We start from the raw sequence: 16553 nt of genomic DNA on the forward strand, positions 1-16553 counted from the left end.
AACAAGACCATGGAATTTTTCCGTTTCCGTAAAGACATTCCGTTCATGCAGCGCGCGTTGATCTTCAACGCGATCTCGCTGATCACCTTCCTCGCCGCCGTGTTCTTCCTCGTGCATCGCGGGCTGCATCTGTCGGTGGAATTCACCGGCGGTACCGTGATCGAGGTGCAGTATCCGGGCGCGGTGCCGCTCGACCCGGTGCGTAACACGCTCGGCAAGCTCGGCTATGCCGACGCGCAGGTGCAGAACTTCGGCTCCTCGCGCGACGTGCTGATCCGTCTGCCGCTGAAGACGGGCTACACGTCCGCGCAGCAGAGCGACCAGGTGATGGGCGCGCTGAAGGCCGACACGCCGGAAGTGCAGTTGCAGCGCGTCGAGTTCGTCGGTCCGCAGGTCGGCAAGGAGCTCGCCACCGACGGTCTGCTCGCGCTCGCCTGCGTGGTGGCCGGCATCGTGATCTACCTGTCGTTCCGCTTCGAATGGAAGTACGCGATCGCCGGCGTGATCGCCAACCTGCACGACGTCGTCATCATTCTCGGCTTCTTCGCGTTCTTCCAGTGGGAGTTCTCGCTGTCGGTGCTGGCCGCGGTGCTCGCGGTGCTCGGCTATTCGGTCAACGAGTCGGTCGTTATCTTCGACCGGATTCGCGAAACCTTCCGCCGCGAACGCAAGATGACCGTGATCGAAGTGATCAACCACGCAATCACCAGCACGATGTCGCGAACCGTCATCACGCACGGCTGTACGCAGATGATGGTGCTGTCGATGTTCCTGTTCGGCGGCCCGACGCTGCACTACTTCGCGCTCGCGCTGACGGTCGGTATTCTGTTCGGTATCTACTCGTCGGTGTTCGTCGCCGCGGCTCTTGCCATGTGGTTCGGCGTCAAGCGCGAAGACCTGATCAAGGACAAGAAGGAACGCGTCGATCCGGACGATCCGAACGCGGGCGCCCAGGTTTGATGCGCGCGTAACCGCTGAGGAGGCGCACAATAAAAAAGGCCGGTTCTGTCGAACCGGCCTTTTGCGTTTACGTACGCCGTCGTTACCGACTCGTTCCTAGCGGAACCCCAGCTTGCGCCGTGCGCCGATCAGCGCCGCGATGCTCAGCAGCGCGGCAAACATCACGTAGTAGCTCGGCGCTGCCTTCGAACCGGTCGCGCTGATCAGCCACGCGATGATGAACGGCCCGAAGCCGCCGAAGATCGTCACCGCGATGTTATACGCGAGCGACATGCCGGTCGTGCGCGTCTGCACCGGGAATATCTCCGACAGCAGTCCCGGCGTCGCGCCGAAGTAGCCGCTGACGAGAAAACCGAACACGATCTGCCAGACGATCAGCGTGCCGAAGCCCGGATGCGCGATCAGGAACGCGAATGCCGGATAGACGAGCACGAACAGCAGCACGGCCGCGCCCAGCATGATGCGTGTGCGTCCATGCAGGTCCGACCAATGCCCGGCCACCGGCGAGAACACCATCTGGATCAGACCCGTCACCGCGATCGCCGAGAACGCGACCGACGGCGCGAGCCCCAGTTGCCGCACGCCATAGGTCGGCATGAACAGCATCAGATACGCGGACACGGTCCCGAGGATCACCACGCCCATCGCGATCACGAGCCGCAGCTTCTGCGTCGCGAACGTATCGCGCAGCGGCGTCTGCGTCGTTTCGGCGGCGAGGAATTCGGGCGTCTCGTCGAGCCTGGTGCGGATGTAGAACGCAACGGGCCCGATCAGCAGACCGAAGAAGAACGGCACGCGCCAGCCCCACGATGCCATCTGTTCCGGCGACAGCTGGCCGGTCAGCAACGCGCCGAAACCGGCCGCGAGCAGCGTCGTCAGACCCTGGCTCGCCATCTGCCAGCTCGCGTAGAAGCCGCGCCGGCCCGGCACGTGCTCGGCGAGAAACGCAGTCGCGCTGCCGAATTCGCCGCCGGCCGAGAAGCCTTGCATCAGCCGCGCGAGCACGAGGATCAGCGGCGCGGCGAGACCGATGCTCTGGTAGGTCGGCAAAATCGCGATGATCAGCGTGCCGCTCATCATCAGCAGGATGGAAAGCGTGAGCGCCCCCTTGCGCCCGGCGCGGTCCGAGTACGCGCCGATCACGATCGCGCCGAGCGGCCGCATGAAGAATGACACGCCGAACGTGCCGAGCGTGAGCAGCAGCGATACGGTCTCGTTGCCGGCCGGAAAAAACAGCTTGGAGATGGTCACGGCGAAAAAGCCGTACACCACGAGGTCGAACCATTCGAGCGCGTTGCCGATCGAGGCGGCCACCACCGCGCGCCACGAATTCCGCCGGCTTCCCGCGACGCTTGCTGCTGTCGTTGCATTCATCCAGATCTCCTGTACTGCGCGAAATATTTATCGACACGAACGCATGACGTCCGCCCAGGCCATCCCGGCAACGCGCAGCACCGGCATGACTGCTTGCGCTCTATTTAACTGAAAAAATAAAAGCGATGCGAGCGACAAATGGCCGAGGCGCGCCACCATGGCCGAGGCGTTCGCAACGGGCGACAAAAAACCGCTTCGTCGGTGAACGAACGAAGCGGTTTTCGTATTGCGGCGCAGCGCGGATCGACTCGCAACAGCGGCCCGCGCGCGGCGCCGGCCGCGAAGCTGCCGGCGCCCCTACTGCTGCTTGATACCTTCCGACTGGATATGCAGGCGCGTCTGCATGCTGAAGCCGTACTTCGCGCCGAACTCCATGCCGTAATCGGCGCGATTGAATTCGGTGCTCGCCTCGACGCCGCAGACTTCGCGCTTGAGGACCGGGTGCTGCATGCACTTGAAGGAATCGATCTTCAGATTCACCGGCTTCGTGATGCCGCGAATCGTCAGCGTGCCGATCACCTCGACGGGCTTGTCGCCGTCGAACTTGATCTCGGTGCCCTTGTAGGTCACGGTCGGATACTTCTCGACGTCGAAGAACTCGGCGGCCCTCAGGTGATCGTCGAGCTTCGGGTTGCCGGTCTGCACCGAAGCGGGATCGACGGTGACGTCGACGGTGCCGGTTTTGGCCGCGCGATCGAGCGTCACCGTTCCCGTGGTCTTCGTGAATTTGCCGCGCCAGATCGACAGACCGCCAAAGTGGTCGGCCTCGAAGCTCGGAAACGTATGCATCGGATCAAGCAGATAGGTATCGGCGGCGAAGGCGCCGAGCGACAGCGACGAAGCCAGCGCGCCAACAGCGATCAATATGGACGTTTTCAATTCGTGCTCCTGTTTTGCGTTGAAAATCGCGGTGCAACCTGCGGTAGGAAAGCGGCCGCGCCCCACGTGGCGCGGCGGACCTCGCGAGCGCCGTGCGCGTTACTTGCGCGCGGCGACGATATGAAACTTGATCACGACCTCGTCGGCGACGACCGATGTGTCCTTCCATTCGCCGGTGCCGATGTCGAACTGCGAGCGCTTGATCGGCAGCGCGCCGTCGAAGGTCTGCATCGCGCCCTGCTGGCCGACCGTGACCGGCACCACGACCGTCTCCGACTTGCCCTTGACAGTCAGCTTACCGGTCACCTTGAACTGGCTGCCGCCGGCCGGCGCGATCGCGCTCGACACGAACGTCGCGCTCGGAAAGGTCTTCGCGTCGAACCATTCCTTGCCGCGCACCTGCTCGTTGTAGCTCTCGTCGCCGAGATCGTAGCTGGCGACGTCGATGTTGAGCTGCGCGCTGCCGGCCGTCGGTTTGGCCGGATCGAAGCTGACCTGCGCCGTGAACTTGTTGAACTTGCCTTCGACCGGCACGTTCATCTGCTTCGAGGTAGCCGTCACCGAACTCTTCGCGACGTCGACCTGCGCGAGCGCCGCGCCTGCGGCGCTCAGCGACGCCGCTGCGAACGCGGCCAGCATGTAGCGATAAAACGAACCCTTCATGGTTGTCCTTATTTGAGGAAGGGGATCATGCGCGACAGCAGGCCGTCGCGATCGAGCCATTGATGCTTGAGCGCCGCCGCGGTGTGTAGCGCGACCAGCACGAGCAACGTGTAATTCAACGCGATGTGCAGGTTCTTCAGCACTTCCTTCAGGTGCGGATCGGGCGCGATGATTCGCGGCAGCGGAATCAGCCCGAGGTAGACGACCGGCACGTTCGCCGCCGAGCTATACAGATAGCCGGACACGGGAATCACGATCATCAGCACGTACAGCAACAGATGTGTGACATGCGCGGCGCCACGCTGCCAGGTGGGCATGCGGCGCGGCATCGGCGGCGAGGCGTGGGTCGCGCGCCACAGGATGCGCACGATCGCGAGCGCGAACACGGTCACGCCGATCCATTTGTGCCACGAGAAATAGCGCAGCTTGGTGGGCGTGAAGCCCGGAATGTCGGTCATCACCCAGCCGAGCGCAAAGCCGCAGACGATCAGCAGTGCGATCAGCCAGTGAAACGCGATGGCGGTCCGCGTGTACGACTCCCGGGTACCGAACGATGGATTGAGTGTCATGACAGATCAACGCAGGCAGTTAGAAGTTAACGGCGCGCCGCGGCCAGCTATTCCGCGATCGCCGCCGCGCATCGGCGCGGCGTGCGCGGCCGATGCGGCGGACATCATCGCCACAAAAGGCCGCCGGGCATGCCACGGGCGCCATGCTACCCCAAGCGCGAAAAGCTGGCTGGAGCGCGTCGGCGGAACAGGCCCGAATTTTGCGCTGCAATGGCCCCAGGGCGCCGCGTCACCGCCCTTGCGTTGAACGATTCGGGGACGGAAAGCCCCGAAGCGACGCCATCTCAGGCCCGGACCAGCGCGCGGGGGGACGGCGCCACGCCCCGCGCCGCGCGCGGCTCGCCTCGGTCGCGAGGCCGCGTTTGGTACTATTGCTGCTCACCGCCGCCCGACCCCTCGTAACGAGCAGGCCTTGCACGCCGCTACTACGTCGTTAGCCCATCTGCCGCATGGAACATGACAACCTGATCGCGTGCCATGAATGCGATACGCTGTTCCGCAAGCCACGGCTTGTCGGGCGCGTCGCCGCGCGTTGTCCGCGCTGCGGCGCGACGCTCTATCGCGGCGTCTCGCGCAAGCTCGACGCGATCTGCGCACTGACGCTCGCCGCGCTGATCACGTTCGTGATCGCGCAGGGCTTTCCGATCGTCGAACTCGAAACCAACGGCATCACATCACAGACTACGCTGTTCGGCGCGCTCGTCGCGCTGTGGGGCGAGAACATGCAGATCGTCGCCGTGATGGTGTTCTGCTCGACGATCCTCTTTCCGTTCACCGAACTCGTCGCGCTGCTGTACGTGCTGGTGCCGCTACGCGCCGGCTACGTGCCCGCGCACTTCAATCGCGTGCTGCGCGCGATCCAGTTCGTGCGGCCGTGGGGCATGATCGAAGTGTTCATGCTCGGCGTGCTGATCACGATCGTGAAGATGGTGAGCCTCGCGCGCGTGATTCCCGAGGCGGCGCTGTTCGCGTTCGGCGCGCTGACGCTGATGTTCGCGGTCGTCGTCACATTCGATCCGCGCGTGCTGTGGGATGTCGCCGACGAGATCGACGCGAGCGGCGATCGGCCGTTGCCGCGCACGTCGGCCGACAGCGCGGCGGTCGCGGTCGGCTCGCTCGCCGGTCCGCCGGCGCCGTCCGCGCGCGTCGCGGGCTCGACCAGCGGCAACGCTGGTGGCACAACCAACAGCACGGCGGACGGCACCCCGCCCGGCTTGCCGCCCACGCCGCGCGAAGGATGAGCCCGCGATGAAATACGTCACCGCGAAACGCGCGGGCCTGCTGTCCTGCCATTCGTGCGGGCGCGTCGAACCGCGCATCCGCTCGGTCACGCCGCAGCACTGCGGCCGCTGCGGCGCGCATCTGCACTCGCGCAACCCCGACAGCCTGATGCGCACATGGGCGCTGCTGATCGCCGCGGCGCTGCTGTATATCCCGGCGAATCTGCTGCCGGTGATGCATACGTCGTCGCTGCTCGGCTCCGAGGACGACACCATCATGAGCGGCGTCGTCTATTTCTGGACTTCCGGCGACTGGCCGCTCGCGATGATCGTGTTCATCGCCAGCATCCTGGTGCCGATGCTGAAGCTCTCGGTGCTCGTGCTGCTCACCGTCACCGCGCAGCGCCGCTCGCGCTGGCGTCCGCAACAGCGCACGACGCTGTACCGGATGGTCGAGCGGATCGGCCGCTGGTCGATGCTCGACGTGTTCGTCGTCACGCTCACCGTGGCGCTCGTGCGCTTCAAATCGTTGGCCGAGATCACGGCCGGGCCGGGCGCGATCGCGTTCGGCTCGGTCGTGATCCTGACGATGCTGGCCTCCATGCAATTCGATCCACGCCTCATCTGGGACCCCGTGGAAAGCCGTACCCCAACACCTCAGGATCTTGACCATGACTAGCCCGCAAGGACCGACGCCCGCCTCCGATGATGCGCCGCGCAACGATTCGAACGGACCCAGACTGCCGCCCCAACTGCCCGACCCCGAGATCGAGCCACGCAGCCGCTGGCTGCCGTCGCTCGTCTGGGTGATTCCGCTGATCGCCGCGCTGATCGGCATCGCGCTCGTGATCAGGTCGGTGACCGAGCGCGGACCCGTGATCACGATCAGCTTCATCAGCGCGGAAGGCCTCGAGCCGGGCAAGACCAAGGTCAAGTACAAGGACGTCGACGTGGGCGCGGTGAAGACGATCACGCTGTCGCCGGATCTGTCGCACGTGCTCGTGCAGGTGCAGCTCACCAAGGAAGGCGGAAAGTTCGCGGTCAAGGACTCGCGCTTCTGGGTGGTGCGACCGCGTGTCGGCGCGAGCGGCGTGTCGGGTCTGACCACGCTGCTGTCGGGTTCGTACATCGGCGCCGACGCGGGCCGCTCGACCGAAAGCGAGAGCAACTTCGTCGGCCTCGAAACGCCGCCGCCCATCACCGGCGACCAGAAAGGCCACCAGTACACGCTGCACGGCGATTCGCTCGGCTCCATCGACATCGGCTCGCCGATCTTCTACCGGCGCGTGCAGGTCGGTCAGGTGGTCGGCTTCTCGCTCGACAGGGACGGCACCGGCGTGACGATGCGGGTGTTCGTGTCGGCGCCGTTCGACCAGTACGTCGGCACCAACACGCGCTGGTGGCATGCGAGCGGCGTCGATCTGCGGCTCGATTCGAGCGGCTTCAAGCTGAACACGCAGTCGCTCGCGACGGTGATCGTCGGCGGTCTGTCGTTCCAGTCGCCGCCCGGCCAGAACATGGGCCGGCAGGCGCCGAACAACCAGACCTTCCGCCTCGGCTCGGACGAAGCGGACGCGATGCGCGAACCGGACGGCGTGCCCTTGCGCGTCGTGATGAACTTCAACCAGTCGCTGCGCGGGCTGTCGATCGGCGCGCCGGTCGATTTCCGCGGCATCGTGCTCGGCCAGGTGACCAATATCGGCATCGACTACGATCCGAAGACTCAGAGCTTCACGATGCCGGTCACGATGAACGTGTACCCGGACCGCCTCGGCAAGCGCTTCCGCGAGAGCTCGCCGCAGCCGGGCACGCTCGCCGGCGAGAACCTGATGCAGGAACTCGTCAGGCACGGCCTGCGCGGCCAGTTGCGCACCGGCAACCTGATCACGAGCCAGCTGTACGTGGCGCTCGATATCTTCCCGAAAGCGCCGCCGGCCAAGGTCGACGTGACGACCGATCCGCTCGAGCTGCCGACCATTCCGAACACGCTCGACGAATTGCAGCTGCAGGTCGCCGACATCGCGAAGAAGCTCGACAAGGTGCCGTTCGACCAGATCGGCGCGAATCTGAACACCGCGCTGAAGAACGCCGACCAGCTGTTCTCGCGTCTCGACAAGGAAGTCGTGCCGCAGGCGCGCGACACGCTGACGGCCGCGAAGCAGACCTTCAGTTCGGCCCAGGCAACCTTGCAGCAGGATTCGCCGATGCAGTCCGACGTTCATCAGGCGTTGCAGGAACTGACGCGCACGTTGCAGTCGCTGAACGCGCTGTCGGACTACCTCGAGCGTCATCCCGAATCGCTGTTGCGCGGTAAATCAGGAGATAAACCATGATGTTTGCCCGGCTCCCCCGTCCGCCGCGCGCGCTCGTACGCGGCGTCGCGTACGGCACCGCACTGGCTGCGGCTCTCGCCATCGCGGCGTGCTCGTCGCCGTCGAGCCGTTTCTATACGCTGGGTGGCGCGGATAGCGCAAGCACCGCCGCGAATGGCGCCGCGCCGGCCGTCGCGCGCACGAGCGCCGCGCCTGCCTGGCTGATCGAAGTCGCGCCGGTCAACGTGCCGCCGCAGGTGGCGAGAAATCAGCTGGTCGTGCAGACCGGGCCGACTCAGGTGCAGTTGCTCGAACAGGAGCGTTGGGCGTCGCTGCCCGGCGATGAAATCCGCCGCGCGCTGTCGACGAATCTGACGCAGCAGCTCGGCACCATCGATACGTTCGGCACCGCGCACCCCGACGCCGCGGCCGTGTACCGGATCGCCATGAACGTGCAGCGCTTCGAGTCGTGGCCCGGCTCGCATGCGTTGATCGATGCGGTGTGGAGCGTGCGGGCCGTGCGCAGCAATGCGGTGATGACGTGTCGCAGCGTGGTCAGCGAGACGGTTGGCGGCGGGTACGACGCGCTCGTCGATGGACATCGGCGCGCGCTCGCGGAAGTGTCGACACAGATCGCGATGGGCGTGCGCGCGATGGCGGCAACGGCCGTCGCTTCCACGAACACGACGGGCCGGCCTTCGTCTTCGGCCAGACCGGTCGCGGCGCCGGCCGTGCCGCCCTGTCCTTCGGCGGGAACGGCGGCGGGAGCGGGCGCCTGACAGGCCCGGCTGGCGCGGCGAGCTCAACGGTGTCCGCATGCCGGCGGGCGTCGCCGGCCAAAGCGGGACGCGAGGCGAGATGACGCGACGACAGACGACGGGCCGGCGCGCCAATCGCGCCGGCCCGCCGACCCCGACCGCGTACAATAGCGCCTTATCCAACGCCTTGCGGCAACCTCAATGTCCTTCGATTTCTTCCTTCCTTGCCCGCGCGGGCTCGAAGCTCCGCTCGCGGCCGAACTCGCCGAAATTGCCGCCAAACATCTGAACGGCGCCGCCTTCACGGCCGGCGCCCAGGTACCGGGCGGCGTGCATTTTCGCGGCGGCTGGGCCGCCGGCATGGCCGCCAATCTGCACTCGCGTCTCGCGAGCCGCGTGCTGCTGAAAATCGCGGAGCGGCCCTACCGCGGCGAGCAGGACATCTACGCGCTCGCGCTCGAGCAGCGCTGGGAGCAGTGGTTCTCCGCGCACGAGACGCTGCGCGTCGACGTCACCGCGATCAAGTCGCCGCTGCGCAGTCTCGAGTTCACGACGCTGCGCGTGAAGGACGCGATCTGTGATCGTCTGCGCGAAAAAAGCGGCGCGCGACCGAGCGTCGACACCGCGATGCCCGACGTGCGCGTGTTCGCGTTCCTGAGCGCGACCGACTGCACGCTGTACCTCGACACTTCCGGCGATCCGCTATTCAAGCGCGGCTGGCGTCTCGACAAGGGCGCGGCGCCGCTGCGCGAAAACCTCGCGGCTGGCATTTTGCGTCTGACTGGCTGGCAGGCCGGCACGCCGCTCTACGATCCGATGTGCGGCAGCGGCACGTTCCTCGCGGAAGCGGCGCAGGTCGCGTTGAACATCGCGCCGGGCGTCGAGCGGCGCTTCGGCTTCGAGAAGCTCAAACAGTTCGACGCGCGGAGCTGGCAAGCGCTGAAGGGCGCCGCGCTCGAAGCGAAAGACGCGGCGCGCGGCTCGCGCGGCGCGGATCTGGAGATTTTCGGCAGCGACATCTCCGGCGACATGCTCGAAAAAGCGCGCGCGAACTTCGAGCGCGCCGGCTTGCCGCCCATTTCGCTCAAGCAGCTCGATGCGCGCGACATGACGCCGCCTGGCTCGGCGCCGGGCATCCTCGTCGCGAATCCGCCGTATGGCGAGCGGATCGAAGTGCGCGGCCGCAATGCGCGCGGCGAGCTTCGCGAAGGCCGCGGCAATCGCGACGACGACGGCTTCCGCCGCATTCAGGAAGAAGCGCCGGACAGCGAGTTTTTCCAGTTGCTCGGCAATGCGTTGAAGCAGCGCTTTGCCGGATGGCATGCGTTCATCCTGACGTCGGATCGCAAGCTTCCGGGGCAACTGCGGCTGCGCGAATCGACGAAGACGCCGCTTTTCAACGGTGCGCTCGAATGCCGGCTGTTCCGCTTCGATCTGATCGCGGGCAGCGTGCGGCAGCGTCCGCAGGGCGATACGCAGGCGGGCTGAGGCTGTTTCTAGCGGGGCGCCGCGCTGTCGTCGCCCTGTCGTCATCGCGTCGCTCGAAAAGCAGGCCACGCGCATGAGCGATGTGGTCGGCGTGTTTCAGTTGCTGGTGGGGTGAAGCGGTCGCGTCTTCGCACCCTACTGCCACCACGCTGTCAGCAGCACCCCCGCACACTCCTTCTCACGCCATCCGGCGCTTGAACGGCCTACTGCCAACCGAAGGAGAGTGTCATGTCCGCATTGCCCAAACTCGTTGCCTGGTTCGAAATTCCGTCGGTCGATTTCGATCGCGCGGTGCGCTTTTACGAAGCCGCGCTCGACGCCCCGTTGAATCGACAGGAGATCGGCGGCCAGCCGATCGCCGTGTTCAGCTACGAGGAGCCCGCGACTGGCGGCGCGATCGTCCACAATCCGTCGATGACACCCGGCGTCGACGGCGTCACCGTCTACCTGAACGCGCTGCCCACCGTCGACGCGGCGCTTGCGCGCATCGAACGGGCGGGCGGCAAGACCGACGGCCCGGTGATCAAGCTGCCGCAGGACATCGGCTATATCGCGTTCTTCACCGATACCGAAGGCAACCGCGTCGGTCTGCATTCGCGCACCAACGTCTAAGCGCGCCTGAAGCCGCCGCGCCCGAACCGAAGGCCGCCATGCGGCGCTATCATCGCGGGACCGTCCCCTTCCTCCTCTACCCGACGCCCACGATGACGCGCCGCGCCGACCGCCTGTTCCAGATCGCCGAGCTGCTGCGCGGCCGGCGCCTGACCACCGCGCAGCAACTAGCCGACTGGCTGAACATCTCGCCGCGCACGGTCTATCGCGACGTGCGCGATCTGCAATTGTCAGGGGTGCCGATCGAAGGCGAAGCGGGCATCGGTTATCGGCTGTCGCGCTCGGCAAGTCTGCCGCCGCTGACCTTCACCGCCGACGAACTCGCCGCGCTCGCCGCCGGCGCGCGCATGCTCGAATCATGGGGTGGCGCGGGCTTCGCGAGCGGCGCGCGGGGCGCGCTGGCCAAAATCGCATCGGCGATGCCCGCCGACAAGCGCGCGACGCTCGAACGGCTCGCGATCTTCGCGCCGTCGTTTCACATCAAGGGGGATTTTTCGACGCAGCTCGACTCGCTGCATCGCGCGATCGATGCGCGCCAGGTGGTGCGCTTCGCGTACACCGACGCCAACGGCGCCGACACCGAGCGCCGCGTCTGGCCGCTCGCGCTCGCGTACTGGGGCGCGCGCTGGACGCTCGGCGCATGGTGCGAGCTGCGTGCTGATTTCCGCAATTTCGGACTGGAGAAAATACGCGATCTCGAAGTGCTCGAGACGTATCCGGATCAGGAAGGCAGGCGGCTCGCGGATCTGCTGCGGCACGTAAACGCGAGGCCGAAAATATGAAAAGGATCGCGGCACAACGCACCGCGATCTCAGGGTCTGTTTACCGCTAACGAGCTACTCGACCGACTTCACCATATCCTCGATCACCTTCTTCGCGTCGCCGAACACCATCATCGTCTTGTGCATGTAGATGCGTTGATGGTCATTGGGTCAAGCTCCTTATGAAAGCCCGCCGCATCAGGCTTACGGCCGGGGGGCCTGGCGATCCAGGCGGTTATCGCAGGTAAAACGCATTCCGGCAAGTCCAGTTACCGGCATTGACCCGACGCGAAATTTTTCGCGTCCGCGAAAAATCACGCGGCCTGCCAAGGGTTCACAAGGGAGACGCCCGTTGCTACGAAATCAGCGACATTTCGCGTCACCACGGTCATACCATGAACGATCGCCGTAGCGGCGATAAGCGCATCACGCTCCGAGCGCCGATCCGCTACATGCAAGCGCGCGCAGCGTAAGGCAACGCCCGTATCGACAGGCAGCACGCGATCCGCAAATTCAGTTAAGACGTGCTCATCGAGCCATGCGCGCAGCAACGCGCCTTGGCTCGGGTCGCTGCGCTCCTTTAGCAAAACGCCCGTTGCCAGCTCCATGATCGTGATTGCAGAAACAAAGAGCGCCGAAGCATCGACGCTTTTTGCCCAGGCGACGAGGTTGGCATCCGCCCTGCGCCCCTTACGGAGTTCGGAAACGACATTCGTATCGATAACAAACATCAGAGTTCAGCCGGCCGGATAGATATATCCACGCGCGGCGGATCGAATTCAATGTCAGCAACCTCGGGCATGGCCAAGGCGTCCACGATGTTGCGACGCTGTCCGGCGAGAAGCCAGTATTCCTCGATGCTCAGCAAAACATGGGCGGGCCTGCCGCGATCGGTGATGAATACAGGGCCGTCCTTGGTCGCCTTTTTCGCCCGGGTCACGTCCTGATTGAGTTCCCTGCTGGATAAGGTCGTAATCGTCATATTCCCTCCCGCCACCGAACGTAGTAACGTTACTACATGTCAGGAATGTAGACAAGTCACTACGTTGTGAGTTCCGAAAGAGAAATTTTTCGCGTCCGCGAAAAATCCGCCGACGGCGGCTCACTTATGCTCGCTCTCCTTATCGAGAGCGAGCAACGCAAGGTGGTCCTCCAGCTCGCGTCGCAAGAGCTGGAGCGTATCCAATTTCTTCACTTGCTCAGTGAAAAGCGTGGAAAGCGTCGTTCACCGCTAGCGATCTAGTCGACCGCCTTCACCATATCCTCGATCACCTTCTTCGCGTCGCCGAACACCATCATCGTCTTGTCCATGTAGAACAGGTCGTTGTCGAGCCCGGCGTAGCCCGCGGCCATCGAGCGCTTGTTGACGATCACGGTGCGCGCCTTGTACGCCTCGATAATCGGCATGCCCGCGATCGGCGACTTCGGATCGTTCTTCGCGGCCGGATTCACCACGTCGTTCGCGCCGAGCACGAGCACCACGTCGACCTGGCCGAACTCGCCGTTGATGTCCTCCATCTCGTACACCATGTCGTACGGCACTTCGGCCTCGGCGAGCAGCACGTTCATGTGACCCGGCATGCGGCCGGCCACCGGGTGAATGGCGTACTTCACCTCGATGCCCTTCTCGACCAGCTTGTCGGTCAGCTCCTTCAACGCATGCTGCGCGCGCGCGACGGCCAGCCCGTAGCCCGGCACGATCACGACCGTTTCCGCGTTGCCCATCATGAACGACGCGTCATCGGCCGAACCCGATTTCACCGGACGCTGCTCCGCCGCGCCGCCCGCGGCCGCGCCCGGCTCGTTGCCGAAGCCACCGAGGATCACGTTGAAGAACGAGCGGTTCATCGCGCGGCACATGATGTACGACAGGATCGCACCCGACGACCCCACCAGCGACCCGGCGATGATCAGCATCGGATTGTTCAGCGAAAAGCCGATGCCCGCCGCCGCCCAGCCCGAGTACGAGTTCAGCATCGACACGACGACCGGCATGTCCGCGCCGCCGATCGGAATGATGATCAGCACGCCGAGCACGAACGCGATGATCGTCATGATGATGAACGGCAGCCACGACTGCGTGAGGAAGAAGAGGACGCCGAAGCCGAGCATCGCGAGCGCGAGCATCAGGTTGATCAGATGCTGGCCGCCGTAGACGACCGGCGCACCCTGAAACAACCGGAACTTGTACTTGCCCGACAGCTTGCCGAACGCGATCACCGAGCCGCTAAAAGTAATCGCGCCGACGAACGTGCCGATGAACAGTTCGATGCGGTTGCCGTAAGGCAGGAAGCCCTCGATCGGCACGTCGGGATCGACGAGGCCGAACGCGGCGGGCTCCGACACCACCCCATACGCGATGCACACGGCCGCGAGACCGATCAGCGAGTGCATCGCCGCGACCAGTTCAGGCATCTTGGTCATCTCGACGCGCGCGGCGACGAACGCGCCGATCGCGCCGCCGATCACGAGCCCGAACAGCAGCAGGCCGAGCCCGAGACCGAGATTGGAGCCAAGTACTTCGGCCTGCCGCGAGATCAGCGCGATGGTCGTCAGAATCGCGATCGCCATGCCGACCATGCCGAAGGTATTGCCGACGCGCGCGGTCTTCGGATTCGACAGCCCCTTGAGCGCCTGGATGAAGCAGACCGACGCGACCAGATACAGCAGCGTGACGACGTTCAGGCTCATTTACGTACCCTCCTTGCCGCCAGCCGGTAGTTTCCTGGGTTCTTTCTTCTTGAACATCTCGAGCATTCGCCGTGTGACGAGGAATCCGCCGAACACGTTGACGGCCGCGAGCGCGACCGCGATCGTGCCGAAGAACTTCCCGGCGCTGCCGACGGTGAGACCCGCCGCGAGCATCGCGCCGACGATCACGATCGCCGAGATCGCATTGGTCACCGCCATCAGCGGCGTATGCAGCGCGGGCGTGACGTTCCAGACCACGTGATAGCCGACGTAGATCGCCAGCACGAAGATGATCAGGTTGATCACCGTGTGATTGATGACTTCCATCTTCGGCTTCCCCCTATGCGTTGCGCGTGACCTGGCCGTCGCGAGCCAGCAGCGTGGCCGCGACGATGTCGTCCGCGAGATCGATGTTCAGCGTGCCTTCCTTGGCGATAATCAGCTTCAGGAAGTCGAGCACGTTGCGCGCGTACAGCGACGACGCGTCGGCGGGCACCATCGCGGCGAGATTCGTGTAGCCGACGATCTGCACGCCATAGCGCACCACCACCTGGTCCGCCTCGGTCAGCGGACAATTGCCGCCGCGCCGGCCGTCGACTTCGGGGCCGCGGCCGGCCGCGAGGTCGACGAGCACCGAGCCCGGTTTCATCGCCTGCACGGTTTCGACCGACAGCAGCGTCGGCGCGGGGCGGCCTGGAATCAGCGCGGTCGAAATGACGATGTCGGCCTGCTTTGCGCGCTCGTGCACCAGCGCCGACTGGCGCGCGAGCCACGACGGCGGCATCGGCCGTGCATAGCCGCCCACACCTTGCGCGGCCTCGCGCTCCTCGTCGGTCTCGTAGGGCACGTCGAGGAACTTCGCGCCGAGCGACTCGATCTGCTCCTTGACGGCCGGGCGCACGTCGGACGCTTCCAGCACGGCGCCGAGGCGCTTCGCGGTGGCGATCGCCTGCAGGCCAGCCACGCCCGCGCCGAGAATCAGCACGCGCGCGGCCTTCACGGTGCCGGCCGCGGTCATCAGCATCGGCATGAAGCGCGGATAGAGCGTCGCCGCGAGCAGCACCGCCTTGTAGCCGGCGATGTTCGCCTGCGACGACAGCACGTCGAGGCTTTGCGCGCGCGTGGTGCGCGGCGCGGCTTCGAGCGCGAACGCGGTGACGCCGGCCGCGGCGAGCTTGCCCGCGTTGTCGGCGTTGAACGGATCGAGCATGCCGACCAGCGTCGCGCCGCGCTTGAGCAGCGGCAGTTCGGAATCGGTGGGGGATTGGACTTTGAGGACGAGATCTGCGCCGAATGCAGTGGCGGCATCGACGATTTCCGCGCCCACGGCCGTATAGGCGTCATCGGGAAAGCTCGCGCCGGCGCCGGCGCCGCTCTGGAGCGTGACCCGGTGGCCTTGCGCCACGTACTTCTTGACCGTCTCGGGCGTCGCGGCAACGCGGGTTTCATGCGCGCGCGTCTCGGCTGGCACTCCGATGTGCATCGTTGTTCCTCCTCGACTTCCTGTTTGACGACAGACCTGCCGACGAGGCTCGCCGGCTTGCACATGCAACGGCTAACGCAGGCCCCACTTTAACCGGAAACCGCCACATCACAAATATCGGGGTCGATGCGAATGCGCGACAGACCGCCAAACTGTTACGAATCGGTCGCGATGCCACCTCGAACACGCTGCGAACCGGCTGCCAGCGGTCACCAGGCAGCCGGCGCGCATAACCGGTAAAATGCGCACCCATGAAACCGGAAACCTGGCGGCCGCACGTGACCATCGCGGCGATCGTCGAGCGTGACGGGCGGTTCCTGCTAGTCGAGGAACACACTGCCGCCGGCCTGCGCCTGAACCAGCCCGCCGGCCACCTCGAGGCGGGCGAAACGCTGCTGGAAGCGGTGATCCGCGAAACGTTCGAGGAAACCGCGCATCCGTTCGCGCCCGAGGCGCTCGTCGGCATGTACATGACCCACTTCGAGCGGCCGGACCGCGCGGGCACCACGTACCTGCGCTTCACCTATTGCGGCGCGGGCGGCGAACCGGACCCGGCGAGTTCGCTCGATCCCGACATCGTCCGCACGCTGTGGATGAGCGCCGATGAGTTGCGCGCGTGCCCCGAGCGGCATCGCACGCCGCTCGTGATGCGGTGCATCGACGATTACCTGGCCGGCCGGCGTTTCCCGCTCGACTTCGTCCATACGCATTCGGTTGGGCCGAAGCAATAGGGCCGTCACGAGCGGCCCCATAGATCCATGCAGTCATGCAGCACCCAGTGAG

General features: G+C 65.3%; 18 protein-coding genes. 9 read left to right on the forward strand and 9 right to left on the reverse strand.

What is annotated here, in order from left to right:
- The first annotated feature begins 9 nt into the window (after positions 1-9).
- Positions 10-960: a protein translocase subunit SecF gene (gene secF / locus F6X37_RS09820; protein ID WP_184034530.1), complete on the forward strand. Its 951-nt coding sequence runs from the start codon at positions 10-12 to the stop codon at positions 958-960.
- Positions 961-1056: 96 nt separating this feature from the next.
- Here secF and F6X37_RS09825 read toward each other — a convergent pair whose 3' ends face one another.
- The 4 genes from F6X37_RS09825 to F6X37_RS09840 form a co-directional block, all read right to left on the reverse strand.
- A complete protein-coding gene (locus F6X37_RS09825; RefSeq protein ID WP_187611131.1) occupies positions 1057-2334 on the reverse strand; it encodes an MFS transporter in 1278 nt (425 codons plus the stop codon).
- Positions 2335-2631: 297 nt separating this feature from the next.
- Positions 2632-3201 (reverse strand): YceI family protein, encoded by a 570-nt coding sequence (locus tag F6X37_RS09830; protein ID WP_184034536.1) that lies wholly within the window; start codon positions 3199-3201, stop codon positions 2632-2634.
- A 111-nt stretch (positions 3202-3312) separates the two neighbouring features.
- On the reverse strand, positions 3313-3876 hold the full coding sequence (locus tag F6X37_RS09835) for a YceI family protein (RefSeq protein WP_187611132.1): 564 nt from the start codon (positions 3874-3876) through the stop codon (positions 3313-3315).
- An 8-nt stretch (positions 3877-3884) separates the two neighbouring features.
- Positions 3885-4445, reverse strand: a complete 561-nt coding sequence (locus F6X37_RS09840) for a cytochrome b (protein ID WP_187611133.1) — start codon at positions 4443-4445, stop codon at positions 3885-3887.
- 449 nt (positions 4446-4894) lie between these two features.
- On the opposite strand from F6X37_RS09840, the gene F6X37_RS09845 reads away from it, so the two are divergent.
- The 7 genes from F6X37_RS09845 (at position 4895) to F6X37_RS09875 (ending at position 11617) form a co-directional block, all read left to right on the forward strand.
- Complete coding sequence (locus tag F6X37_RS09845; RefSeq protein ID WP_187611134.1) at positions 4895-5686, forward strand: paraquat-inducible protein A; 792 nt, start codon at positions 4895-4897, stop codon at positions 5684-5686.
- 7 nt (positions 5687-5693) lie between these two features.
- Positions 5694-6344, forward strand: a complete 651-nt coding sequence (locus F6X37_RS09850) for a paraquat-inducible protein A (protein WP_184062331.1) — start codon at positions 5694-5696, stop codon at positions 6342-6344.
- Complete coding sequence (locus F6X37_RS09855) at positions 6337-7998, forward strand: intermembrane transport protein PqiB (protein WP_187611135.1); 1662 nt, start codon at positions 6337-6339, stop codon at positions 7996-7998. The genes F6X37_RS09850 and F6X37_RS09855 overlap by 8 nt, the downstream gene beginning before the upstream one ends.
- Entirely contained in the window at positions 7995-8756 is a 762-nt protein-coding gene (locus F6X37_RS09860; RefSeq protein ID WP_187611136.1) for a PqiC family protein, read from the forward strand. The genes F6X37_RS09855 and F6X37_RS09860 overlap by 4 nt, the downstream gene beginning before the upstream one ends.
- Positions 8757-8936: 180 nt before the next feature.
- A complete protein-coding gene (locus F6X37_RS09865) occupies positions 8937-10223 on the forward strand; it encodes a class I SAM-dependent RNA methyltransferase (RefSeq protein WP_187611137.1) in 1287 nt (428 codons plus the stop codon).
- 228 nt (positions 10224-10451) lie between these two features.
- On the forward strand, positions 10452-10835 hold the full coding sequence (locus F6X37_RS09870; protein WP_187611138.1) for a VOC family protein: 384 nt from the start codon (positions 10452-10454) through the stop codon (positions 10833-10835).
- A gap of 38 nt (positions 10836-10873) precedes the next feature.
- Positions 10874-11617 (forward strand): helix-turn-helix transcriptional regulator, encoded by a 744-nt coding sequence (locus F6X37_RS09875; RefSeq protein ID WP_187611139.1) that lies wholly within the window; start codon positions 10874-10876, stop codon positions 11615-11617.
- 293 nt (positions 11618-11910) lie between these two features.
- Here the strand turns inward: F6X37_RS09875 and F6X37_RS09880 are convergent, their stop codons facing one another.
- From F6X37_RS09880 to F6X37_RS09900, 5 genes are all read right to left on the reverse strand, one after another.
- Positions 11911-12330 carry a type II toxin-antitoxin system VapC family toxin gene (locus F6X37_RS09880; RefSeq protein WP_187611172.1) on the reverse strand — a complete coding sequence of 140 codons (420 nt, stop codon included), beginning with the start codon at positions 12328-12330 and terminating at the stop codon, positions 11911-11913.
- Positions 12327-12578: a type II toxin-antitoxin system prevent-host-death family antitoxin gene (locus F6X37_RS09885; RefSeq protein ID WP_184067206.1), complete on the reverse strand. Its 252-nt coding sequence runs from the start codon at positions 12576-12578 to the stop codon at positions 12327-12329. The genes F6X37_RS09880 and F6X37_RS09885 overlap by 4 nt, the downstream gene beginning before the upstream one ends.
- A 257-nt stretch (positions 12579-12835) precedes the next feature.
- Positions 12836-14287: an NAD(P)(+) transhydrogenase (Re/Si-specific) subunit beta gene (locus F6X37_RS09890; RefSeq protein WP_090803056.1), complete on the reverse strand. Its 1452-nt coding sequence runs from the start codon at positions 14285-14287 to the stop codon at positions 12836-12838.
- Complete coding sequence (locus F6X37_RS09895; RefSeq protein ID WP_018419437.1) at positions 14288-14614, reverse strand: NAD(P) transhydrogenase subunit alpha; 327 nt, start codon at positions 14612-14614, stop codon at positions 14288-14290.
- Between the two features lie 13 nt (positions 14615-14627).
- Positions 14628-15770 (reverse strand): Re/Si-specific NAD(P)(+) transhydrogenase subunit alpha, encoded by a 1143-nt coding sequence (locus tag F6X37_RS09900; protein WP_090803055.1) that lies wholly within the window; start codon positions 15768-15770, stop codon positions 14628-14630.
- Between the two features lie 251 nt (positions 15771-16021).
- Between F6X37_RS09900 and F6X37_RS09905 the strand changes: the two genes are divergently transcribed.
- On the forward strand, positions 16022-16501 hold the full coding sequence (locus F6X37_RS09905; RefSeq protein WP_187611140.1) for an NUDIX hydrolase: 480 nt from the start codon (positions 16022-16024) through the stop codon (positions 16499-16501).
- Positions 16502-16553 lie beyond the last annotated feature (52 nt).

It is taken from the genome of Paraburkholderia sp. 31.1, from assembly GCF_014397645.1.
GTDB classification, from domain to species: domain Bacteria; phylum Pseudomonadota; class Gammaproteobacteria; order Burkholderiales; family Burkholderiaceae; genus Paraburkholderia; species Paraburkholderia tuberum.